This is a genomic window from Carnobacterium sp. CS13 (assembly GCF_016653495.1).
Taxonomy (GTDB): domain Bacteria; phylum Bacillota; class Bacilli; order Lactobacillales; family Carnobacteriaceae; genus Carnobacterium_A; species Carnobacterium_A antarcticum.
This window is the reverse complement of sequence record NZ_CP067364.1, coordinates 1,913,116-1,936,906: the sequence shown is the minus strand read 5'-3', so window position 1 is coordinate 1,936,906 and position 23,791 is coordinate 1,913,116. Positions and strand designations below refer to the sequence as shown.

The following is a 23,791-nucleotide window of genomic DNA, read 5'->3' as shown; positions in this document are numbered from 1 at the left end:
TATTAGAACGGCCGCAAAGCAAATCTTTAAAAAGAGTCCTTAATTCTTATTCTGAAGGGACTGGTTCAGTTGTATCGTATTTTTGCAAAGAGTGGGAGGCCATTTTAAAGGCGACCATAGCAATGACGCTGACCGAAAAGAAAAAACTTAATGCCGGCCAAAATACATTTACGCCAATAACAACTGCTACAGTAAGCAGCATAGACAAGGTCACGAAAGGCTGCGTGAGACCAATAGTCAGTGCTAAAAAATAAATTTTGTAAATCGGCAATTTGTATTGAACAAAAATAGGGAAACTGTAAAGAACCATAATACTAAATAAAAGGGTCAAAGTGTAAATGGCATAGCGCAGGATAAGTAATCCATCAGATGTTTGTCCTGCCGTGTAATAGATATCTACGATCAAGACGACACTGATAAGAAGTAAAGGCAATCCTACTTTATAACTATGCCAAAAGCTTTTTCGAAATTCGTAAAAAAATGTTTTGAAAATCGGGATTTTTTTATTCCCTTTTTCCCAACTCCGAATGACTTCGAATAAAGCCACCAACGAGGGAATCAATGTGATCAGCGGAATTGAAAATAAGATAAAAACAAGGTTCAATGTAGCTAATCGGGCTGCCCATTCAGTACCCACAATAATGGCTTCTGAGAATTTCTTTTTTTCCATAATTTGAACCTCCTAACGAAAACTCTGGAACTAAAGGTAAATTTGTCATCTACCCTTTAGAACCAGCCGTTAAATCCATACCTTCGATAAAGTAACGTTGTGCAAAGAAGAAGAGCAAGACAGTAGGCAGCAAGACTAAGGTTGCACCAGCCATCAAATAATTCCATTGCGCAGTAGCTTGACTTTGGAAAGTCTTCAATCCAATTTGAAGTGTGTACATTGATTCCTCATGAATATAAAGCAAAGGCCCTAGAAAGTCATTCCATGCTCCGTTAAAAGCACCAATAGCAATCGTAATGATTGCAGGCTTTGTTAAAGGAATCATCAGACGGCTCCAAATATAAATGTGATTCGCTCCATCTATTTTAGCTGCTTCAACTAATTCGTTGCTGATGGACATATAAAATTGCCGCATAATAAAAATACTAAAGGCATTTCCAAAAAACGAGGGTACGATTAACGGCAAATACGTTCCGACCCAGCCGATTTTTGAAAATAAGACGTATTGCGGAATCATGGTAACAAATCCTGGAATCATCATAGTTGTTAAGACCAGTGAAAACAAGAGATTGCGCCCAGGAAAACTGATTTTTGCAAAACCATAAGCAATAAAAGAATTAGATAACACATTTCCAATAACAACAAAGAATGTGATAAATAAAGTATTCAAAGCATAACGGAAGAAAGGAAAAGTTTTAATGGTTTCAACATAGTTTCCCCACTGGATTTCTTTAGGAAAGAGTGTTGGAGGAATACGGACGATTTCCGACATCGGCTTCAATGAAGTAGAAACCATCCAAACAATAGGAGTCATCAAAACGATGCTCACAGTAATCAATAAGATAAAAATAATTATCTTTAATGTTCTTTCTGATTTTTTCTTACTTTTAAAATGATTCTTTTTTACAGTTATTTTGGCTTCCGTTGCTGCAACAGTTTTTTCCATTAACTATTCCCTCCTTCATACCGTACCCAGAGAGGCGCAAGTTTAAGGTTGATGAGTGTTAAAATAAAGACAATGAAGAATAATCCCCAAGACATCGCCATAGCGTAGCCCATATCAAAAGCTACAAAGGCTTTATTCCACATATGCAAATTATAGAAAAGCAGAGAGTTGGCAGGTCCGCCTGTTCCACTATCGGTCATAATGTAAGCCTCTTGGAAAATTTGAAAAGATCCGATGATCGATGTGACCACGTTATAAAAAATAATCGGGGTGATCATCGGCAGTGTGATATGCCAAAAGCGTTTGAAAGTATTCGCTCCATCTAATTCTGCAGATTCATAAAGTTGCGTGGGGACGTTCTGCAATGTAGCTAAGAAAAGCAGCATTGAACCGCCTACGCTCCACAAGCTCATAATAATAAGTGCTGGTTTTGTCCATTGGGGATCAAACAGCCAGGCAGGTCCTGTAATACCAATGTAACTTAAAACAGTATTGATCAATCCGGTGGAAGGGGCCAGCAATTGCATCCATAATACATAAACAGCAACTCCTGATAGAATAGCGGGCATATAAAAAATAGTTCTAAAAAATTTTATTCCCCGCATTTTTTGATTCAATAATACGGCCATTAAAACCGCTCCAACTGCATTTAGAGGGACACTGAACACAACGTAATAAAGAGTATTGTAAAGGGATTTCCAGAACAAACCATCTTGTGTAAACATTCTTTTATAATTGTTGAACCCAATCAAATCCATCTTAGAAGTTAGGTTGTAGTTTGTAAAACTTCCATATAAAGAAAAAAGCATCGGTCCCATTAAAAAGGCAACAAAACCAATAATAAAAGGAGAAACAAAAAGAAGTCCCCATAAAGCTTCTTGTCGTTTTAATTTAGTCCATTTTGTTTTATTCTTATTTTGTTTTCGAGATAGCATCGAATTCACCACATTTCTTTTTTTTTGAAAGCGACGTTTGAAACGCTAAGAGCTAAGTATGTTTAGTAAAAAAATAAAAGCTAGGACAAACTTGAAAGGCAACTTTTTAATTAAGCTACCTTTCAAGTTTGCTGCCATAGCTTTTTTTGCAAGTTTGTTTATACAGTGGAAGAACTAGTTGTTTTGTTCAACAAGATTTTCTACAGATTTTTGTGCATCATCCAAAGCTTCTTTGGCTGATTTGTTTCCTAACATAGCCGCATCGATTTCTGTATTGACTAAAGGTAAATAGTCAGGTGCAGAAAGGGGGACAGGCGTGATGACAGTTGTTTCAAGAGCCTCATTAGCTATTTCATAAATCATTTGTCCATTCTCGTCAAGTTCAGAACTTTTTGCTAAGCTTTCATTAGCAGACTGGTTAGCCATAATATCAAAACCTTGTGAGCCCCAGTATTCTTGAACATCATCACTAGTTAAATATTTAATGAATTCCCATGAAGCATCTGGGTTTTTAGCACCGTAAGGAATCTCGGCTGTAAAGCCTCCACCCCAACTATAGTGACCAGATCCTTCTGTTTTTTCTGGTAAAAGAGCAACGCCAAAATTGACGTCTTGGTCCAATTGCTGCAGTTCAACAAAGTAATTGATATTCTGACCTCTCATAGCCACAAGTTCCGAAACAAATGGATCGGCTATACCAGCTCCAAATTCAGCTTCATAAGATTCTACAGTGCTTTTACCGATATGATTTTGCCAATCTAACACCCACTGTAACGATTCGACTTTATTAGGTGTGTTGATTTTTACTTCATCTTTACTATCAAACCAGCTGGTACCATTATCAGCGTTGATAGCCCAGACATCCTCGCCAGTACTCCAAAGCGGATAAAACCCGATAGTTTTCCATTTGTCGCCGTCTTTTTCTTCTAGAGCTGAAGCATATTCTTCTAAGTCAGCCCAAGTTGCAGGAGGGGTTTCTGGATCTAAACCAGCTTTTTCAAATAAGTCTTTATTATAAAATAGGACCTGAGTATCTGTGTTGAAAGGAAGACCATAAACTTCATCTTCATAGGTGGCTGCATCTAAAAGCTGAGGATAAAAGCGCGATTCGATTTCTTCATCTTCTTTGTCAATATATGGTTGAAGATTGATGGCTTGATTTGCGTCTGCACGTTGTTTTACAGAGTTGATGTCTTGAATGATCACATCTGGCGGATTTCCTGCAGCTACTGAAGCAAGAGATTTTGTCCAAATGTCCCCCCAAGGCTGATAAACATGTTTTACCACAATGTCGTCTTGTTTTTCATTAAAATCAGTAATAATTTTGTTGACTGCTTCGCTCCGTGGGCCGGATCCCCAGAAACTCCAAAATTCAATTTCAACTGGTCCATCACCAGCATTGGTGCCTGGTTTTCCAGTAGCGGAATCGTTATTGCTGCCGCATCCTGCTAACAGCAATACAGCTCCTACAGACAAAACGAGTGACACTAAAGAACGCTTAGTAAATTTTTTCATGCTTTTCCCATCCCATCTTTTTTATTAGTTGTCTGTTAAAATAATGATTTAAAAAGTTCATTTATAATGACATAAACCATTGATAGCTTTTATGGGATCACCTCCTGCTAGTTCCTTTTTTATGTATAAAAGGTTGCTTTATCAAAATTGGAAAGCTAGAAAAAGCAAGCCCTTACATTCAAGCATTTCTCAATAATCAGTTTGCTAAAAACCTACTTCAACTACTTTCAGAGATCATGCCGAGAACCTCCAAATAATCAATAGAGAACCAAATCAACCCTTTTTTCGTAGAAGCGCTTCTCTTCTCTAAAACTATACCATTAAAGATTTTTTGTCAATTTAAACGGCCATTAATCCTTCAACAAAGCTATTTTGTATTAGATTTAACAGAACGGAAATTATTTACTGAAATCCAGTAGAATTTTAATTTGAATTGTGGTAGTATTGTATAATTACAAAAAAATACAAAAAAGAAAAAGGAGACAATGATAGATGGACTCAGACCCCGATAGTCAGTCGTTAGCAGTACAGATTCTGATCATAGTAATATTAACCGCACTTAATGCATTTTTTGCAGCAGCAGAAATGGCATTTGTTTCATTAGATCAACGCAAAATAAAGGAGACTGCTTTACAAGGAGATAAAAAATCGCTTAACATTCTAAAATTATTAGGCAACCCAGATAATTTTTTAGCCACTATCCAAGTAGCTATTACGTTAGCTGGATTCTTCTCAAGTGCATCCGCAGCAACTAGTTTTGCTGTTCGCTTAAAACCGATTTTAACGAATGTTCCTGGTGGGGAACAAATTGCTGTTGTAATAGTGACCATCGCACTTTCTTATATTACGCTCGTATTTGGTGAATTGTATCCAAAACAAGTAGCCTTGCAAAAAGCTGAAGAAATTGCAAAGTTAACTGTGGGCCCTATATTACTCGTTCAAACGTTTGCTATGCCTTTCGTGAAACTACTGTCATTCTCAACCAGCATTTTGAAAAGAATGACTCCGATTGATTTTAACAATGAAGAAGAGAAGATGACTCGTGATGAATTTCGTGCTTACTTAGAAAATAGTCAAAAAGAAGGAGCCATCGACCTTAACGAATTCTCGATGTTAAGAGGCGTCATGTCAATGGATACGAAAATGGCCAAAGAGATCATGGTACCTCGAACCGATACTTTTATGATCGACTATAAGGATGGAAATAAAAAAAACATTCCACTATTATTGGATTGCAGATATTCACGTGTTCCTGTGTATGAAACTGACAAAGATAACATTATCGGTGTCTTGCACGTAAAAAGCTTATTGCAAGCTTCTAGGACAACAAACCTTGATGAAATTAATATTAGAGAAATTATGAATACCCCATTATCTGTTCCGGAAACCATCTATATGAATGATTTGCTGTATGAAATGAAACATACGCGTAATCAGATTGCTATTTTAAATGATGAGTATGGAGGAACAGTAGGAATCGTAACATTAGAAGATTTATTGGAAGAAATCGTAGGCGATATTGACGACGAATACGATGAAACGCATCAATTAGTCGAACAGTTAACTGAAAATCGTTACTTAGTAGCTGGATCAACGCCTCTTTCCAAGTTCAATGAATTTTTTGATACCAACATTAAATCAAACAATGTAGATTCTATTGCCGGATACTTTATAACTGAATATGGAAATATTCCGCAAAAAGGAGAAAAAATCAGTATAAAGCATAAAAATTATGTTTTTACAGCTAATGAAATTGAAGGTTCAAGGGTAATGAGTCTGTTTATTGAACGAAATGCAGACAGTGTTGACAATAAGGCAGCTGTCCAGAAAATAGTATCAAATGACCAGCTTCAACTGCAATAAAAGGATCAGACAATCACTGAACCCTTAAAACGTATGACAGTATAAAGCTGTTATGCGTTTTTTTGTGGTTCGAACATTATTGATGTTAATAAATGAAATGTATGTAGTCCACAATCTTGATAGTTCTGCTTGTTGGGACTTAATTAAGCATATTAACTAAAGTAATAAGAACAAAACGTTAGATAAGGCAAACAATCATTGATCTAAAGAGTCAGTGTAATGAAGCCGATTGTTGGTAGTCGGTAAAAAGAACAAAGGAACAAAAGTGTAGTTAATTGTTATTTAATTTTAAGGAGGGTATACTTAACTTGTAGCAAAATTACTTTTTAGGAGGAATTTATAATGAGTTATATGACTGAGTCAGATGTAACAAGTTTATTGAATGAATCAAAAAAAGAATTGGATCGCCTTACGACAAAGCGTACGGAAGATTTAGGGAATTCAATTAATTACATTGAAAATGAACTTGAGATCCAACGCACACAAGGTAAAATTACAGCTTATGAATATGTCTTGAATGCAGATGCTAACTAAGCAATATACCAAATTGATTTTAATCTTCCAATAAGAAAAAGAAGCAGGTTTTAGACTGCTTCTTTTTCTATCTAAAAATCGTCTAACGAGAAGAAGTAAAAAAAGAAAAAATATCTTAAGTGAAGCGGTTTCATGGTATACTAATGAGAATAACAACACCTCTAGAGAATCCATCTTCTAACTGCTAACAACACGAAACAGGATAGCTGTTGATAAAAATACAAGGAGGAAAAAAACAATGGATGAATTTAAAAAAATAATCTTAGCTGGTATTGGCGGAGCATCTGTAACGTATGAAAAAATGGAAGACACCCTTAACAAACTGGTTGTTAAAGGCAGGCTGACAGTTGATCAAGGGAAGTTATTAAGTCAAGAATTAGTCCGGAAGAAAAAAGAGAAAAACTCAGAGGAAGAATTGAGTCGAGAAGATGTGCAAGAATTATTGATGGCTATGAATGTTGCACAACGAAAAGATATTGAAGAATTAGAGAAGAAGGTTGATCAATTAAACGAAACGATTGATAAACTGATCAACAAATAATAATAAGACTTAAAAAGCAGGAGGTGGAGAGCATCTGTGAGAGATCGTGATCGATTTAGAGAAATTGTTGGGGTATTGACGGCTTATGGTTTTGGACATATTTACAATACAAAAATTCGGACTCAAAAAAAAGAGTTGGACCCGAAAAATTTACGTAAAGCTTTTGAAGAATTGGGTCCCAGTTTTATTAAAATAGGACAAATCATTTCAACAAGAAGAGATATCTTGCCGAAAGAATACATTGATGAATTGTCTAAACTGCAAGATGCTGCTCCACCCTTTCCATTTGAAGATGTTCGAAGAATTTTTAGAGAAGAATTTAACCAAGAATTAGAAGATGTTTTTGAAAGTGTAGCAAGAAAACCCATTGCTAGTGCTTCAATTGCGCAGGTTCACCGCGGTCGGTTATTGAATGGGAAAGAAGTGGTTTTAAAAGTTCAACGGCCTAGTATAGAAGAAAGCTTTTTAAGAGATATCGATTTATTCATTAGAATTGTATCTAAAGCTGAAAACATGTTGAAAGAAATTGTGGTCGATCCAGTTGCGGCATTTAAAGAGATTCGGGAAACGACTAAAGTTGAATTAGATTTTCGCAACGAAGTACATTACATGCTTAAATTTAAAGAATTAAACGCTGATATTGCCTGTGTTGGTGCTCCCGCAGTGTTTACAGAACTTAGTTCAAAACGAGTGATCGTCCAAGAATATATCGAAGGATTGAAAGTAACACATACAGAAGCATTGCTTGATGCAGGATATGATTTGGACGATATTGGCCAAAAATTACTGTTATCTTATCTATCTCAAGTTTTTCACGATGGTTTTTTCCATGGAGATCCTCATCCAGGAAATTTGATTATCAAAGAAGGAAAGATTTACTACATTGATTTTGGTATTATGGGAGAATTATCTAAACCGAATAAAGAAGTATTGAACCAATTATTGAAAGCTATTGTTTTAAAAGATATCAATTTATTGATTCATTTGATTTTGCAGATGGGCATTCAAAAAGGCCGAGTGGATCGCAATGAATTATATGAAGATTTGTCTTATCTGTTTGATACGTATTTTTCGACTAATTTGAGCAATATCCATATTGCCAGTGTCTTAACCGATATGTTCGAAATGACCAGCAGGCACAATTTGGCAATGCCCAGTGATCTAATTACCTTGGTAAAATCAATGACTATCTTAGAAGGAGTCATTACCGATTTATCGCCAGAAGCTAATTTGATACAGATCACAAAAAGTTACCTGAAAACAAGCGGAACGTTTAGTGCACGTGATTTATTAGATACGGAAGAAGCATTGTTGCGAACGTATCAATTTGTTAGTCATTCAGCTAAATTGCCAAGTCAGCTATCGACTTTTTTAGATGACTTGATCAATGGACGCAGCAAATTTACAATCGACTTGGCGGGTATGGACGAAAAATGGATAGGTATCAATAAAATGGTGAATCGTTTAGTTTTTGCTCTCATTGTTTCTGCTTTAATCATTGCATCCGCTTTTGTTGTCATAGCCACAAAAGGTACACAGCTGTCTATTATTGGAGTAGCAGGCTTTTTAGCTGCTGGCTTTTTAGGATTGTGGCTTTTGATTTCCATTATTCGATCCGGCAATCTCTAGAACAAAAACCCCTATAAGTCGTTAGAGCAGAGAATCTCTCATGACTTACAGGGGTTTTATTTAGTATTAGTTGGTTTTTTCAGTTTTTTTTCTTTTGAAGAACCAAATGATAAAAGCAATTGCAGCAATGGCAATCACAGCGTAAGCGATGTGCGAATAGATGTCCATATAATGGACGATAACTTCCCATTGTGAACCTACAGCGGCGCCTAAATAAATCAAAATGGTATTCCAAATCAATGTACCGATAGTTGTCAAAGTAATAAATAGTCCGAAGTTCATATTGGACATTCCGGCTGGGATTGAAATCAAACTTCTGATCAGCGGAATGAAACGGCAAAAGAAAACAGTCCATACGCCATGCTTATCAAACCAGCGATCGGCTTTATGAATATCCTTTCTAGTTAAACGTAAGATATGACCCCAACGGTCTACGATTTTTTCTAACCGTGCAACATCTAACAACAACCCAATACCATAAAGAATCACAGCACCGATCACAGCACCAATGGTTGAAGCAATAATCATTCCCAGAATATTTAAACTAGTGCCTGTCGTCATAAAACCGCCAAAGGTTAAAATAACTTCTGATGGAATCGGCGGAAAAACATTCTCGATCATAATTAAAAATGCTACCCCGATATAACCAAATTGTTCCATAATACCTTGAATCCAAGCTTCCATAATTAATCTCCTTAGTGTTAAAATCATTTTTTTACTTCATGCATTAAAGAATAATAGTCTAATATATTACAAGTTGTTTTTTGCTTTATCTAGTAAAGCTTTAGCAGTTTCCAAGTTCATATGAGGTGCTTTTTTTAACTCATCGGCAACTGCTTCAATCCAATGATCCGTTGCTCCAGCACTGATTGCCAAAGACTTAGCGTGCAGTCCCATATGCCCTTTTTGGATGCCTTCCGTTACTAAAGCTTTAAGAGCTGAAAAATTTTGTGCTAGTCCAATGGAAACAATCACTGATTCTAATTCTTTAGCATTTTTAACACCTAGTAAACGCTGACTGAATTGAGCAGTGGGGTGAATGGAGATTGATCCTCCAACAAAACCAATGGGCATGGGCAAGGTCAAACTGCCGAGTAGATCTCCATTATCAGCTTTTTTCCAAGTGGAAAGAGCCCGGTATTGTCCTGATTTAGCAGCATAGGCATGAGCACCTGCTTCAATTGCCCGCCAGTCATTGCCGCTTGCTAAAACAACCGCATCAATGCCGTTCATGATCCCTTTGTTGTGGGTAACAGCTCGATAAGGATCAGCATAGGCAAATTGAGCAGCTTCGATTAAACGATCGCGGACTGCTTCACCTGACAAATCACCACGCTTTAATAAGTTTAACGGAACTCTGCAAGTAGCAGTCGCTAAACATTCTGTAGCGTAGTTTGAAAGGATGCTCATTAAAACCTTTCCTTCGGTCAATAGTTCTAAATAAGGAGCAATAGCCTCCATCATAGTATTGACGATATTAGCTCCCATTGCTTCTTGAACATCGATATAAACATGAACGACTAAAAATTCAGGAGACTCTTCAGTCGATTCAATCAAACGAATCATGATATCGTCTGCTCCGCCGCCACGTTTTACGATAGAAGGATGAGCTTGATTAGCTTTGTTAAGGATGTCTTTTTTATGTAGCTTTAATTGTTTTTGAGCATGTGTTGTATCTGGAACTGCTTTTAACGCCACTTGTCCGATCATCCGCCGTTTTGTTATGCTGGTTTCAAATCCGCCTGCTTGAGCAATAAGTTTGGCGGCAGAGCTGGCTGCTGCAACTACAGAAGGTTCTTCAGTAACCATCGGGACAGCATATTCTTTGTCATCCACTATTAAATTCAGCGCCACACCTAAGGGCAAAGCATATTGTGTCAATTGGTTTTCTACCATACTATTAGCCAATCCGTCAGATAAAAGAGGAGTTTCTTTTAAAAACTGTTCATCCTCTGATGTAAGGATTTGTGCCTCTAAAAGTGCTTGGACTTTTTCTTGTTTGGATTTTTTATAAAACTTTGAAAAATAAGCAGCAGCCATTTTTTAAACCTCTTTCTATATATAAAGTAGAAAATTAGCTCGTTTATTATCTTAGCATAGAACGATGCCCAGCTCTAGCTTAAAGTTATTATCTTAAGAGAAACCTTAACTATTAAATCAACGCTAATGGTTGATAAGGAACTGACAAAGCGATAATCCTATATAACCTGCATACTGAAAAATAATCGGCTAAACTTGATCAGCATCAATGTTTGTTAGAAGAGCAGCCGGTATACTAACAGTAGAAATAAGAACAAGAGCAAATCAGAAACAATAAAGCGAAAAGCTCGATTTGCATCCTGCTTTTTATTTACTAGCTTTAAAAATACAAATAAAGTATAGGAGGAAACAAACATGAGTAAAGCCGTTTATCAATTAGAACCGTTAACTTGTCCATCTTGTATCAAAAAAATTGAAACAACTCTAAGCAAAACAGCAGGTGTTGAATCTGCAAAAGTGATGTTCAATTCCAGCAAAGTCAGAACCGAATTTGATGAAAACGAAATTAAAGCGGATAAAATTGAAGAAACCATTACAAAACTAGGTTATCCAGTTTTGTCTGTCAAGGTATCTTAATAGCCAGCAAAAAGATTCTGACGTTGTTTCGTTAGAATCTTTTTCAATTTGTAAATGAAGTGCTGTAAGCAGCTAGCTTTAGAGTTATAATGACAGAAGACAGTTTAAAAAATTAGCAAATAGAGTTATTTTAGGTTACTGGAGGGGAAAGAAATGAGAAAAGAAGATACCAATGCTGGTCATAATCAGCACCATCATTCACATTCACATAAATCGTGCGTTTCTTCGGTTCCAATTTTTAACCACTTAGAAGAAGAACAAATGAACGAAATAACGAAAACCATCCATTCTGTAAACTATAAAAAAGGCGAAACTGTTTACCACGCCGGAGAACAGTCGGATTCTTTGTTTATTGTCAATAAGGGGAAAATCCGAGTTTATCGTTTATCGGAAAGCGGCAAAGAACAGCTGGTTCGTATTTTAATGCCGGGAGATTTTACAGGAGAATTGGCATTATTCACTGAAACCACCTATGTATCGTTTGCTGAAGCCATGGCAGAGACTAGTGTTTGTAGGATCAAACGTACTGATTTTCAAAATTTATTGTTACAATATCCAACGATTTCTTTAAAGGTGCTAACGGAATTTTCTAAGCGGCTGGCGCAATCGGAAAAACAATCCATGCGCTTCGCCACTGAAAAAGTAGAGACACGCATCGCATTATTTTTAGCTGAATGTTTCGATAGTGAAAATCAAACGGATACTATCGAATTGCCTATGAGCAAAAAAGACCTAGCTTCTTATCTAGGAACTACTCCAGAAACAATCAGTCGAAAGTTTACAGAATTAGAAGCACAAGGTCTGATTGAACAAAAAACACATAAATTAATCAAAGTGTTGGACTTGGATGGCTTATTATTATATTGAGTGTTTTAAAGAATTAAATAGGTTTAAAAAACTAGATTGCAACGATTAGTTTTTTAAACCTATTTTTCTTGATGAACTTAAAGCAGCTTCTTTATCTATTTGGTATTGCTTAGCAGGAAATTTTATTTTCTTTAAAACACAATATGTAGTGGTTGAAAATAAAGACATTATGCTATATAGTGATTTAGAGAGAAGGGATAAAAAAGAAAGAGGTGAACATTAAATGCAAATCTATACTAAAAGAGGCGACTACGGAAATACAAATATCATTGGCGGCCGTACCGTCAAAAAAGATTCTGTACGAGTAGAAGCCTATGGGACGATTGATGAAGCCAATTCTTTGATCGGATACATAATCAGTCAGATGAGCGAACAAGACGAATCTTTAAAAAGTGAACTAATTGAACTGCAGCACAGTTTATTTGATTGCGGGACAGATTTGGCGACACCCCACGGGAAAAAAGACTATAAGGTAACAGAAGAAATGATCAAATGGATTGAATCGCGAATCGATGTTTATGCAGAAATTCCAGATGCAATCGAATCTTTTGTTTTGCCAGGCGGTCATCCCGTTGCGAGTTTATTACATTTGGCTAGAACGACCGTTAGAAGAGCTGAACGGCGCATTGTCAGTTTAGCTGCAGTAGAAGAAATAAATCCTCATGTCGGCATTTTTATCAATCGTTTGTCAGATTATTTGTTTGCTGCAGCACGGTTGGTCAACCATCAAGCAAGCGTAAAAGAAACCTTGTATGAAAGAGGCGGAAAAGTTTTCCATACATCTTTAACAAAAAAAGATATCCGCTAAAATTGAATAAGCTATTGAAAACTGGAAGTTGGTGAAAATCCAACACGGTCCCGCCACTGTAAAAAGCAGCCGCTTTGAGTCAGGTCTTTTTTCAATTGCTTTTGAACCGACTGTTTCGAGGCAGAACAGACGGGTGTCCAACAAGATTCTGCCTTGTTGTTTTTTTGTCTCAAAAAGCTTACTATTATTGATTTGGAGGAAGAAAAATGAAATTAAAATTAAAATTAGGTTTGGTTATTGCAGCTTCATTAGCATTGGTGGCTTGCAGCGATACCAATCAACCAGCAGGAAATGAAAGCAGTTCAGTCGCTTCAAGTGAGATGACCGCCACAAGTTCGGCTATAGAAACAGTAGCGGTATCGATCAATGTCCAAGAAGCAGGCGAAGATTTACCTGACGCAAATAAAGAAATAAAAGCAGAAGCAGGCGAAACCTTGCTAGAAGCCATGGAAAAGAACTATGACATTACCGAAAAAGACGGTTTTATTTCTGCTGTTGAAGGACATGAACAGGACGATAAAGCAGGGAAATACTGGCTATACACTGTCAATGGCGAACAAGCTGCTGTAGGGGCAGCAGACTATATTTTAGAAGATGGCGACACTATCGTGTGGAACTTAGATGGCATGTAAATCTAAACCATTGTCTATTCAACGAATGACGTTACTCGCCATGATGACGACACTTTGCCAAGTGAGCCGGTTAGTATTTCAATTCTTGCCAAATGTCCAACCCGTGACCGTTATCTTAATCATTTTGACCCTTTCATTGGGAATCAGCGACGGCATGATCGTAGCTGTTTTATCTATTTTTATTTCCAATATTACATTAGGCATGGGGGTATGGACACTTGCTCAAATGATTTCATTTGTTTTTCTTGTCTTGCTGACAGGACTAGTCGTCAAACCGTTTTTTACACGCATTCCGTTTGTGTTCATGGTTTTTTACGCCGTGTTGTCTGGGTATCTGTATGGTTTTATTATTTCACTTGTACAAGCGCCTTTCTTTGGCATTCAAAACATCTGGGTCTATTATATTTCTGGTCTGCCGTTCGACACCCTGCATGCTATAGGGAATGGAGGATTTTACCTGATATTAGCTCCGATTTTATTTCCATTGCTGAAAAGATTCACTGAAAAGTATTTTGCTGAAAAGAATTAATGAGTTTAAGTAACAGCAGTTTAAAGAGGAATCTAACTTTAAACTGCTGTTACTTTTTTCATTTAAACATATGGTAGACTATAGGAGTAAGAGAAATAGGGCTCGTAGATGAAAAATGTTAGCGATACCATGTTATAATGTTGGCATAGGAAAAGCTAGGGCAATCAAATCCTTAGCAGCTAAATGACAGTAGGGAAGGTGAAGAGATGACTCAGTATTTAGGAATGGATATTGGCGGAACGGAAATTAAGTATGGTCTTATCAATCATGACGGAGAAATCAGTGAAACTCAAAGAAAAAAAACGCCCATGGATTCATTAGACCATTTTATTGAAGCAATTGGAGACATTTACGATGCTTTTGCGGATGAAATCGAAGGAATGGCCATTAGCATGCCAGGAATCATTCATTCAAAAACGGGCTATGCTGTTCATGGCGGGACATTGGAATACATTAAAAATATGAATATGGTGGAATTACTCGAAAGTCGGTGTCCAACCACTATTCATATAGAAAATGATGGCAAAGCAGCAGCTTTAGGGGAGTTATGGAAAGGCCATTTTCAAGAGATTCAAAATGGTGTGATTTTAGTTTTAGGAACAGGCATTGGAGGCGGAATCTTGATCAATGGACAAGTGTTGAAAGGAACCCATCACTCAGCTGGAGAATTCTCTTTTATAAAAACCAATGTGGATAAAAGCGATGATCAAGATTACATGTTTGGTTTTCAAAATGGGTTAAGAAAATTATTTAAAACTGTTTCAAAACGAAAAGATATTCCGCTAGAAGAAATCGATGGCCATTTAGTCTTTCAACTTGCTGAAGAAGGCGATCCCGTTATTTTAGAATGCTTAAATGCCTATTGCCGAACGTTAGCAGTACAAATTTTTAATTTTCAGACCATCTTAGATCCTGAAAAAATATTGATCAGCGGTGGAATCAGTAAAGCACCGTTACTGATCGAGTTGATCAAAAAAAATGTTGCCGAAGTTTTTCAAGAAAAAAACACAGAATTATTTTATGCGCCAATCATTGAAAAAAGTAAAAACGGCAACAGAGCCAACATTATTGGAGCTTTGTACAATTACAAATTAAATGAAGGACTTTCTTTTTGATAGTTATTTTTACCTATATAAATAAAAACAGCTTCAAACCAAAGGATTTAATCTTTGGTTTGAAGCTGTTTTTGTTAACGATAAGGGCGCATAGCACGTGGTTTATCAATGATCTCTTTGTAAACCACAGCTTTCAATAGTTCTTTTTGAAAAGGCACTTGTTTTTTTTGCTTATTTACGCGTTTTTCTGATTGAACAAAAGCTTTAGCTTTTTGCTGCATATCTTTTGAGACGGTTTTTGCAATCCGTTCCCTATCTTGTGCTTCAGTCTGCAGTTGATGTTGCGTGACTAAGGGCTGAGCACTTTTATGGTGGCTTTGCTTAGTGGTGATATGTTGATCGTAATTACGCGCTGGACGTTGTGTTCGCGTTGTTTGTTGCTTAACAGCACGTGTCTCTTTTTGAACAGCCTTATTCCGTTGTTGCGCCGGCGTATTTCTTAACCGATGTGTTTCTTGTTCTACTTCAGTCTTAAGTGTTTGGTATTTTGCCAAAACTTCTTTTGACCGCGGCTTATTTCCTTGGGTTTTTGAATTGGAAGCCTGCTGTTTAAGAAGCGCACCTCCGATTGACTGTATTACTGAAATAATGAGAATGATAGGAACTAAAAGACTTAATAAACCAATAATTGTGTCCATTATTGATCACGATCACTTTCGCCTAACCCAGAAATGGAATCTCTCATAGAGGTATCCGCATTGATGTTTTTCATATTGTAATAATCCATCACGCCTAATTTACCAGCTTTTAAAGCTTCCGCTAATGCCAATGGAACTTCCGCTTCCGCTTCAACTACACGAGCACGCATTTTTTGAACTTCAGCAAGCATTTCTTGTTCTTGGGCAATGGCCATTGAACGTCTTTCTTCCGCTTTTGCTTGAGCAATGTTTTTATCTGCTTCGGCTTGTTCCATTTGCAGGCTGGCACCAATATTACGTCCAACATCGATATCTGCGATATCGATAGACAAGATTTCAAAGGCAGTACCTGAGTCTAACCCTTTTCTCAAGACAGTTTTTGAGATAGAATCAGGATTTTCTAAAACGTCTGTGTGTTTCGCAGCACTACCGACTGTGGTAACAATTCCTTCGCCAACACGAGCGATGATAGTTTCTTCACCGGCTCCTCCAACTAATCGTTCAATGTTCGCACGAACGGTTACTTTAGCACGGGCTTTGACTTCAATTCCGTTCATTGCCATAGCAGCAATTTGCGGTGTTTCGATAACTTTTGGATTAACACTGACTTGAACCGCTTCGAATACGTTCCGACCAGCTAAATCAATAGCTGCTGCTTGTTTAAAAACTAAATCAATATTAGCACGTTGAGCAGCAATCAGGGCATCGATAACTTGGTTGATATCCCCGCCGGCTAAATAGTGAGCTTCCAATTCATTGATATCAATGTCTAAGCCAGCTTTAGTAGCTTTGATCAAAGGACGAATAATATTTTGGGGAGCAACTCTTCTTAAACGCATCCCTACTAATGTTCCGATAGAAACTTTCACTCCAGAAAAATAAGCTGTTACCCATAACCCCACTGGAACAAATCGGAAAAACATACTTAAAATGACAATAACGATAATTGCAATAATCCCAATACCGATTAAACTACTTGTTTCATTTTCCATACTGATTACACTCTCCTAACAATTATTTTAGAACCTTCAACTTTGATCACTTCAACAGGTGTATCAAATTCAATTTGTTCCCCGGAACTTAACACATCTAGTTCTTTGTCGTCAAACTTAACTTTTCCTGTAGGTCTTAAAGTCGTCGTTGTGACACCTTTTTTTCCTAGGTATTCAGAATAATCTTTGCTGCTGGAATAACCGCTGATTCGATCCAAATTATTTTCCAGTACCAATTTATTTAAATTTCCAAAAGAATATCCATTTTTTAACAACACGATAGCTAAAATGACAGCCACTAAACCGGCCACACTTAAATCAATCAAACTTTTTCCGATATTTTGGTCATAAGTGAGATAAATACCGCCAAAAAGCAAGATGCCGCCTAAAATGCCTGCAACTCCAAAATTTGGAATGAACACTTCAAGTATCATTAATAGGATACCTAAAATAAATATAGTGATGGGAAACCATTCGCCGCTTCCATTCAATAAAAAGTACCCCGCAAAACTCCCGAGTGCCAATATGCCGCCTAATACATAATGAGGAGTTAAACCGACAACCACTAAACCAACAAAACCTAGACTTAAGAGCAAGATATTCAAATTTTTCACCTCCTTCAAAAACAGACATGTCTTTTTTTATAATGAATTCACTCATCCACTGAAAGTTACCGTAACTAATTTTCTGAATCTTGCTATTTAAGAGTGAAGGACAAAAAAACAATAGCATTTTAAGCCTCAAACAGCCTGTGTATTTCTTTTGCAAGAAATGTCTATAGTTTATTTTACCATTCTTAAGACATTTACGCACTTATGAATAAAAAAACATTGTTTTGATTTTACGTAACTACATAAATCAAAAAATAGAACCGTTAGTTTGGATGGCCGAGTAAGACAAGCGCCAAACAAATAGCTAACTTTCAATATTTTAAGTTAAATAAAGATTGAAAGGCTTTAAAAAAGGAATTTTTGAGTAGAAAGGATCAGTTTTTTTTTATTTAAGGAGGTATTTAGCAGAGATACTAAAAATAGCAGAATCTTTTTTTTATAAAGAGAAAAAAAGATTGTTCTCTTTACGAATTAAAGGTATAATTGTTGTGACAACAGTTGTTAGGACAACCAATTTCAGGGCTTGATTTTAGCAAGAGTTTAAACACATTTATTCAAAATACCAATGAACACAATAAAAACAAACGAAGAAGGAAGTGGAACCTATACGCACGAATTTAGAAGCACTCAAAAAAAAGATGTTTGATACGTTGCCTTATCTTTGCTTAGGAATCATTTTATTTGCGACGATTATTTTATTTTTTGGCAGCGCCAATGCGGTAATCGGAATAATCTTTTTGTTTTTCGCAAAAGGAGCAGTCCATTCTGCGTTTACTATAGAAAGTCATTTGACAAGCGGCTTTTTATTTTTATTAATGGCCGTACTCGGTACTTTTGCAACGATGGGTTACGTAACGTCTATCGTGTTAAATTTTTTGGTTTTCTTTTTGTTGATTTTCGTTTATTCAGATGATTTTGCACCAAAAAATTATTTTTTATTCGGATTAGAATTTGTGTTAATGCAAATGAATCCGGGAACTTTTGACATGTTATTAAATAGAAGCTTTGCAGTATTATATGGTTTTGCTGTCACAACCTTATTTATCATTGTTGCGAAACGGTTGAAAAAAGAACCGGCAGAAAATCCATTGATAAAGAAAGGGTTTGCTGTCATTTCCAATCAGCTGAACAGCTTATCAAAAGGGCAATTATCTCAGCTGCATGCTGGGGAAATCTTTGACATTGTCTCAAAATATTGTGCGGTAGAATACAATACTGTTTTTAAACAGAATGGTTTGATGTCTGGAAAAGAGAAAAACAGATTTCAGTTAGTGCTTTGCTTGGAACAACTTGGACAATTGATCAATGAAGCAAAGCTTCATTATGAAGAGTTGGATCAAGCCGACCAGTCATATTTTTATGATCTAAGCAAACTTTTTGAAAATAGTATGACCCGAGACAAATTAATATCACAATTGGAACATTTTTTGAAGAACTCTCATTTACAAGATTCGCATCTGAATTCAGATTGGAGATTACTGCTTCAGAGTTTGATCAAAACACTCCATGCAAAAACTGAAAAAGTAAACCACACAGCAACCGTTAAAAATAAATTAGCGTATAAAGGCAGTCAGTTAAAGCAACATTGGGGATTTCACTATTTTCAATTTCGTTTTGCAATACAAAAATCCTTGATCTTAGCTTTTTCTTTTGCTTTAGCAAACGCATTGCCTTTTTCTAATAGTTATTGGATTCCAATTATGGTTTATACAACCATTGGCGCTTATCCTGATGAAGCCTTTAAAAGTGCTGTGACACGTGTGGGAGGAACACTGGCGGGTCTCGCTTGTTTCGTTCTGGTGACCCAATTTATTCCAGTAAATATTCGCTTATTCGTTGTTTTATTCATCGGATTAACGATTATATTATCGACAACCAATGTTTTTATTACCATGATAGCAGGGACTCAAATGGCGGTATCCAGTATTGCACCTGTTTTTGATACCATTCCTTCCATTTTATTACGTTTTGCGTGCGTTATTGTGGGCGCAGTGATAGCTGTTGTTGGCGGAAGACTTATTTTACGTGCCAATCGTGATGATAATTACCAAGCTAAGTTAAATGAACTGTTGCAGATTGATAACCAGCTGGTGACGGAATTAAATCACGCACTGGAACAGGGCATGAGAGGCAACCATGTTAGCGAGCTGATTTTATCGTTGCATTTAACAACCAATGAGCTCCTCAAAGCTATGCCTCGTCGAAAAATGATTGATAAAGTACAATTAGCTAAATTAATTATCTATAACCGAAGCTTTTTGAAAGAAGTTTTGCTTATCTTTATGAGTTTAGATTTATCGAAAACGGACAAAGAGAATTCTGAAACTATTCAAGAAGCCCTTATTGTGCTCGAGCACTTGCTGGCAACTAAGACTGAAGTCCAAAAAGAGTCAGAAATTTATTCAGCTTATATTGAAAAAGCCAAATCAAAAACAAACTTAGATTACAGAATCGCTAAATGCAGTCTTGCTTTTCAGCAAATCAGGGGAAAAGTACATTTGTCTGGTGATTAATCTAAGAAAATTGCCGTTTTATGAAGCGAAAAGAAAACAAGAGCAGTGTCTAATGCTGCTAAGCCTAAAGGAGGCAAAGAGGTGAATACCAACAATTATTTTTTATCGTTTCGTACAGCAGTCGTTTCTAAAAAAATGCATCTTTTTGTAATGCGTCAATTGGCACCATTAGATATCACGCCCGAACAATGGGCCGTTCTTAGTGCGATCAAAGAAACAGAAAATACATCCCAAAGGATATTAGCAGAATTGACTGAGAAAGATCGGCCAACAGTGAACCGAATCATGGATGTTTTATTAAGGAAAGAATTAGTGGAAAAATGTGTTGATGAAAAAGACCGACGTAAAACCATTATTTCACTGACAGAGTTAGGTATTAAAAAAATTGAAGCCATTTCTCTCGTTATTAAAAAAGCATTAACCGAAATGTTTAAAGGTTTGACGGAAAGCGAAATCGAACATTTTTTAAGTACGCTGCAATTAATAGAAAAAAATATCGAAGAATAGTTAGAATATGGAAGAGGGGAATTGATGAAGAAAACAGTAATAGAACTATGGAAAATGAAAAAAACCAATGACCCCATCTTGCGTGTCATCGGGGCAGGGTTTAGTATGGGGATCCCCTTGTTTTTGGGACTGTATTTAGGCAACATGCAGATTGGAACGTTCGGTTGTTTTGGGGCATTTGCTTTTTTATCTTATCAGCCTTTGCCGTTAAAAAAATTGATTCAACGTATTGTAACGGTGGGGCTAGCTATTTTAACAGCTTTTTTCTTCGGTATGTTGGCGACTCTGATTCCTTGGACGATTCCGATCGTGATCAGTTTGGTGAGTTTGATTGGATTTATGGTTTGCCGGGCTTTTAAAATACCCAATCCAGGCCCTTTTTTTGTGATTATGGTTTGCTCAATGGGAACAGGTATGAAGTTGCATTTTCCAGAAATTTTGCAAGCTGTTGCTTATGCTGGTATCGGTGTTTTGTCAGCAGTTGTAATGGCAGCAATCGTTGGTTATATCAATCAGAATTGGTTGCATCGCGAGGTAATAGTTATTACTGCAACCAAGCATGAATTGATACTAGACACTGTTGAAAATGATTCTAGAATGTTATTGTCAGCAATACACGATGCTGGAATTATTTTCTTTGCGGCTTATATCGGCCAGTCGCTTGATTTGGGAAACCCTTATTGGATCACGATTTCTTGTGCGGCCGTATTGCAGGGAAGAGATTTAAAGATGGTGTTTCACCGCAATATCCAACGAATCGTTGGCGGGATGGTCGGTTTGTTTATCGGAGCCCTTTTGTTGAATCTGCATTTGCCGGTCTGGCAAGTCGTTCCGATCATCGTACTATTAAATCTGTTCGTAGAATTCTGTATGGTTCGTAATTATGGCATTGCTAATTTTTTTACAACACCGTTGTCTTTATTGTTAGCTAATCTGTCACGCGAACAGTTTGCGATGGACCTAGTTGAGTACCGGTTTTGGGGAATCGTATTGGGAAGTTTAATTGGTCTTGCCGGAGCTTTTTTAATTACTTACAGTCTTAAAATGTATGATAAAGAATTGTCGATCATCCAACTAATGAATAAAAAAGACTAAAGAGATTTCCAAGCATAGGGATTTATGTTTGGAATTTTTTTTAGTTGAAAATAAAAAGAAAGCGTTATCAATAAAAATGCGGTATACTAATAGTATAGAAAAGAAACAACGGGAATTATTCTTTGGGAGCTTTTTTTACGATTCCATACAAAAATAGTATCTTTTCTGGTATCATTAAAATATAGTGATAATATGATGAGTATAGTTCTTTTTTTGTTCAATATATTGAAAGGGGTCCTGTAAATGGTTAAACAAGTTAGTAAGGAAACATATGAAGCAGCTTTAGCTAAAGAGTTGTATTTATTTAATATAGGACAGCATTTCGACAGCTATTTAGTTTTGGGATGTACAGCTGAAGTTTTTGATCACGTTGCAGGTTTTCGTTTTACTGTTTGGGCACCACATGCACAAAGCGTTGCTGTAGTAGCAGATTTTTGTGATTGGACAGAAGGTTTGCCAATGGAGAAAGTAGATGAAACAGGCGTTTGGACCCTGTTTAGTCAAAATGCTCAAGAAGGACAATGTTATAAATACCGTATTGAACAAGCAAATGGCGAAGTGAAACTTAAAATCGATCCATACGCTCATGAATTTGAAGTACGTCCAAAAGATGCTTCGATCGTAAAAGCTTTACCAGAAAAAAAATGGAAAGACCATTTATGGATGGCCAATAAAAAACGGCGCACAGCAGCAGAAAGGCCGTTAAATATCTATGAGGTGCATTTAAGTTCATGGAAATGCCATGCAGATGGATCCTGGTATAGCCTACCGGAATTACAAGACGAATTGATTCCTTATGTTAAAGAAATGGGGTATACCCATATTGAGTTTATGCCGTTGATGGAACACCCGCTAGATGCTTCGTGGGGATATCAACTGACTGGGTATTACGCTGTATCTTCTAAGTTTGGGAAAATGGAAGAGCTGCAAAACTTTGTTGAAGCAGCTCATCAAGCAAATGTCGGCGTTATTATGGACTGGGTTCCAGGACACTTTAACCGCAATGATTATGGCATGGCTTACTTTGACGGTACTCCGCAGTTTGAATACACCGATAGCAACAAAGCCCAAAATTTCAGATGGGGTACAATGAATTTTGATTTAGGCAAAGCACAAGTTCACAGTTTTTTGATTTCCAATGCTTTGTTTTGGTTAGAACAGTTTCACTTAGACGGTTTACGTGTAGATGCTGTTTCCAGCATGTTGTATCTAGATTATGATGAAGGCCCATGGATTCCGAATGAAGATGGCAGCAACCATAATCGTGAAGGAGTCAGTTTTATCCAAAAATTAACGACAACCGTTTTTGAACGCCATCCGGAAACACTCATGATCGCGGAAGAAAGTACTGCATGGGCCAAAGTAACTGCACCAGCCGCTCAAGGCGGTCTAGGCTTTAATTACAAATGGAATATGGGCTGGATGAACGACACCTTAAAATTCTTCGAAATGGATCCACTTTTGCGAAAACACCACTTTAACTTAATTACTTTTTCTTTTATGTATGCGTTTAATGAAAAATTTATTTTGCCTTTCTCACATGATGAAGTTGTCCATGGGAAAAAATCTCTGATGCATAAAATGCCTGGCGATCGCTACAATCAATTTGCTGGTTTACGGACAATGGAAGCTTACAAGATGGTTCATCCCGGGAAAAAGTTAGATTTTATGGGAAATGAGTTTGGCCAATTTTTAGAATGGCGAGTTCATTCAGAATTGGAATGGAGCAGTCTGGAAGATGAAATGAACCGCAAACACCGCTATTTTATGCAGACACTCAATGAACTGTATAAAAAAGAACGAGCTTTTTGGGAAATAGACCACGAAGCTTCAGGTATAGAAATTTTGGATGCGGATAACGCAGAAGAAACAATTTTGACATTCTTGCGCAAAGGCAAAAAAGCTCGTGATTTCTTAATCGTTATTTGTAACTTTGTTCCTATTGAACGACGCCATATGAAGGTTGGCGTACCTTACGAAGGTCAATATGAAGAGGTGCTGAATACAGAGATGATTGAGTTTGGCGGCGTTTGGACAAAGGGGCAAGGAACCTTAAAAACGGCTAAAGAGCCCATGAATGGTTATGACTATTCAGTAGAACTGATTTTACCAGCGATGAGTGTGGTGATTTTACGGCCTAAACGAGTGATGGGAGTCCCAAAAACGAACTAGAAAAATAGAAGCAATGGTTGGATTGCACCAATGGTTAATTATAGAAGAAAACATAAAAGGAGG

23 protein-coding genes and 1 riboswitch are annotated in these 23,791 nt (G+C 36.8%); of the genes, 14 read left to right on the top strand and 9 right to left on the bottom strand.

The window, feature by feature from the left end; genetic code table 11:
• Window positions 1–46: 46 nt before the first annotated feature.
• The 4 genes from JHE06_RS09155 to JHE06_RS09140 all read right to left on the bottom strand — a co-directional run bounded on the left by JHE06_RS09155 (window position 47) and on the right by JHE06_RS09140 (window position 4,066).
• A complete protein-coding gene (locus JHE06_RS09155) occupies window positions 47–670 on the bottom strand; it encodes a YesL family protein (RefSeq protein ID WP_201088581.1) in 624 nt (207 codons plus the stop codon).
• Window positions 671–719: 49 nt separating this feature from the next.
• Entirely contained in the window at window positions 720–1,484 is a 765-nt protein-coding gene (locus JHE06_RS09150; RefSeq protein ID WP_442861675.1) for a carbohydrate ABC transporter permease, read from the bottom strand.
• Between the two features lie 131 nt (window positions 1,485–1,615).
• Window positions 1,616–2,551: a carbohydrate ABC transporter permease gene (locus JHE06_RS09145; protein WP_058919048.1), complete on the bottom strand. Its 936-nt coding sequence runs from the start codon at window positions 2,549–2,551 to the stop codon at window positions 1,616–1,618.
• A 174-nt stretch (window positions 2,552–2,725) separates the two neighbouring features.
• A complete protein-coding gene (locus tag JHE06_RS09140; protein ID WP_058919047.1) occupies window positions 2,726–4,066 on the bottom strand; it encodes an ABC transporter substrate-binding protein in 1,341 nt (446 codons plus the stop codon).
• A 492-nt stretch (window positions 4,067–4,558) separates the two neighbouring features.
• Between JHE06_RS09140 and JHE06_RS09135 the strand changes: the two genes are divergently transcribed.
• From JHE06_RS09135 to JHE06_RS09120, 4 genes are all read left to right on the top strand, one after another.
• On the top strand, window positions 4,559–5,929 hold the full coding sequence (locus JHE06_RS09135; RefSeq protein WP_058919046.1) for a hemolysin family protein: 1,371 nt from the start codon (window positions 4,559–4,561) through the stop codon (window positions 5,927–5,929).
• A 351-nt stretch (window positions 5,930–6,280) separates the two neighbouring features.
• Entirely contained in the window at window positions 6,281–6,463 is a 183-nt protein-coding gene (locus JHE06_RS09130; RefSeq protein ID WP_058920256.1) for a hypothetical protein, read from the top strand.
• A 238-nt stretch (window positions 6,464–6,701) separates the two neighbouring features.
• On the top strand, window positions 6,702–7,004 hold the full coding sequence (locus tag JHE06_RS09125; RefSeq protein WP_058919045.1) for a phasin family protein: 303 nt from the start codon (window positions 6,702–6,704) through the stop codon (window positions 7,002–7,004).
• A gap of 36 nt (window positions 7,005–7,040) precedes the next feature.
• Window positions 7,041–8,633 carry an ABC1 kinase family protein gene (locus JHE06_RS09120; RefSeq protein WP_058919044.1) on the top strand — a complete coding sequence of 531 codons (1,593 nt, stop codon included), beginning with the start codon at window positions 7,041–7,043 and terminating at the stop codon, window positions 8,631–8,633.
• 66 nt (window positions 8,634–8,699) lie between these two features.
• Here the strand turns inward: JHE06_RS09120 and JHE06_RS09115 are convergent, their stop codons facing one another.
• Window positions 8,700–9,317: a DedA family protein gene (locus tag JHE06_RS09115; RefSeq protein WP_058919043.1), complete on the bottom strand. Its 618-nt coding sequence runs from the start codon at window positions 9,315–9,317 to the stop codon at window positions 8,700–8,702.
• 66 nt (window positions 9,318–9,383) lie between these two features.
• The gene (locus JHE06_RS09110; protein WP_201088579.1) at window positions 9,384–10,673 is read right to left on the bottom strand and encodes a hydroxymethylglutaryl-CoA reductase, degradative; all 1,290 of its coding nucleotides are present in this window, start codon (window positions 10,671–10,673) and stop codon (window positions 9,384–9,386) included.
• 354 nt (window positions 10,674–11,027) lie between these two features.
• Here JHE06_RS09110 and JHE06_RS09105 point away from each other — a divergent pair, with 354 nt between their 5' ends.
• From JHE06_RS09105 to JHE06_RS09080, 6 genes are all read left to right on the top strand, one after another.
• The gene (locus JHE06_RS09105) at window positions 11,028–11,249 is read left to right on the top strand and encodes a heavy-metal-associated domain-containing protein (RefSeq protein ID WP_201088578.1); all 222 of its coding nucleotides are present in this window, start codon (window positions 11,028–11,030) and stop codon (window positions 11,247–11,249) included.
• A 153-nt stretch (window positions 11,250–11,402) separates the two neighbouring features.
• Window positions 11,403–12,116 carry a Crp/Fnr family transcriptional regulator gene (locus tag JHE06_RS09100; protein ID WP_201088577.1) on the top strand — a complete coding sequence of 238 codons (714 nt, stop codon included), beginning with the start codon at window positions 11,403–11,405 and terminating at the stop codon, window positions 12,114–12,116.
• Window positions 12,117–12,339: 223 nt separating this feature from the next.
• Entirely contained in the window at window positions 12,340–12,924 is a 585-nt protein-coding gene (locus JHE06_RS09095) for a cob(I)yrinic acid a,c-diamide adenosyltransferase (RefSeq protein WP_201088576.1), read from the top strand.
• A riboswitch (adenosylcobalamin (AdoCbl) riboswitch) is annotated at window positions 12,920–13,060 on the top strand. It overlaps the preceding gene by 5 nt.
• A 70-nt stretch (window positions 13,061–13,130) precedes the next feature.
• On the top strand, window positions 13,131–13,556 hold the full coding sequence (locus tag JHE06_RS09090) for a DUF4430 domain-containing protein (RefSeq protein ID WP_201088575.1): 426 nt from the start codon (window positions 13,131–13,133) through the stop codon (window positions 13,554–13,556).
• A complete protein-coding gene (locus JHE06_RS09085; RefSeq protein ID WP_236253493.1) occupies window positions 13,546–14,085 on the top strand; it encodes an ECF transporter S component in 540 nt (179 codons plus the stop codon). Before JHE06_RS09090 ends, JHE06_RS09085 begins: the two co-directional genes overlap by 11 nt.
• 206 nt (window positions 14,086–14,291) lie before the next feature.
• Window positions 14,292–15,200 carry an ROK family protein gene (locus JHE06_RS09080; RefSeq protein ID WP_201088574.1) on the top strand — a complete coding sequence of 303 codons (909 nt, stop codon included), beginning with the start codon at window positions 14,292–14,294 and terminating at the stop codon, window positions 15,198–15,200.
• A 74-nt stretch (window positions 15,201–15,274) separates the two neighbouring features.
• Here JHE06_RS09080 and JHE06_RS09075 read toward each other — a convergent pair whose 3' ends face one another.
• Genes JHE06_RS09075 through JHE06_RS09065 form a run of 3 tightly spaced genes read right to left on the bottom strand, consistent with a single transcriptional unit; the run spans window position 15,275 to window position 17,435 of the window.
• Complete coding sequence (locus tag JHE06_RS09075) at window positions 15,275–15,838, bottom strand: hypothetical protein (RefSeq protein ID WP_201088573.1); 564 nt, start codon at window positions 15,836–15,838, stop codon at window positions 15,275–15,277.
• Window positions 15,838–16,830 (bottom strand): flotillin-like protein FloA, encoded by a 993-nt coding sequence (gene floA / locus JHE06_RS09070; RefSeq protein ID WP_156413274.1) that lies wholly within the window; start codon window positions 16,828–16,830, stop codon window positions 15,838–15,840. Before floA ends, JHE06_RS09075 begins: the two co-directional genes overlap by 1 nt.
• A 5-nt stretch (window positions 16,831–16,835) precedes the next feature.
• Complete coding sequence (locus JHE06_RS09065; RefSeq protein WP_058919032.1) at window positions 16,836–17,435, bottom strand: NfeD family protein; 600 nt, start codon at window positions 17,433–17,435, stop codon at window positions 16,836–16,838.
• A 602-nt stretch (window positions 17,436–18,037) separates the two neighbouring features.
• Between JHE06_RS09065 and JHE06_RS09060 the strand changes: the two genes are divergently transcribed.
• The 4 genes from JHE06_RS09060 to glgB all read left to right on the top strand — a co-directional run bounded on the left by JHE06_RS09060 (window position 18,038) and on the right by glgB (window position 23,728).
• Window positions 18,038–19,954, top strand: a complete 1,917-nt coding sequence (locus JHE06_RS09060) for an FUSC family protein (RefSeq protein ID WP_201088572.1) — start codon at window positions 18,038–18,040, stop codon at window positions 19,952–19,954.
• A gap of 81 nt (window positions 19,955–20,035) precedes the next feature.
• Window positions 20,036–20,461 (top strand): MarR family winged helix-turn-helix transcriptional regulator, encoded by a 426-nt coding sequence (locus JHE06_RS09055; protein WP_201088571.1) that lies wholly within the window; start codon window positions 20,036–20,038, stop codon window positions 20,459–20,461.
• Between the two features lie 24 nt (window positions 20,462–20,485).
• Complete coding sequence (locus JHE06_RS09050; protein WP_201088570.1) at window positions 20,486–21,556, top strand: FUSC family protein; 1,071 nt, start codon at window positions 20,486–20,488, stop codon at window positions 21,554–21,556.
• Window positions 21,557–21,799: 243 nt separating this feature from the next.
• Complete coding sequence (glgB, locus tag JHE06_RS09045) at window positions 21,800–23,728, top strand: 1,4-alpha-glucan branching protein GlgB (protein ID WP_201088569.1); 1,929 nt, start codon at window positions 21,800–21,802, stop codon at window positions 23,726–23,728.
• Window positions 23,729–23,791: the final 63 nt, after the last annotated feature.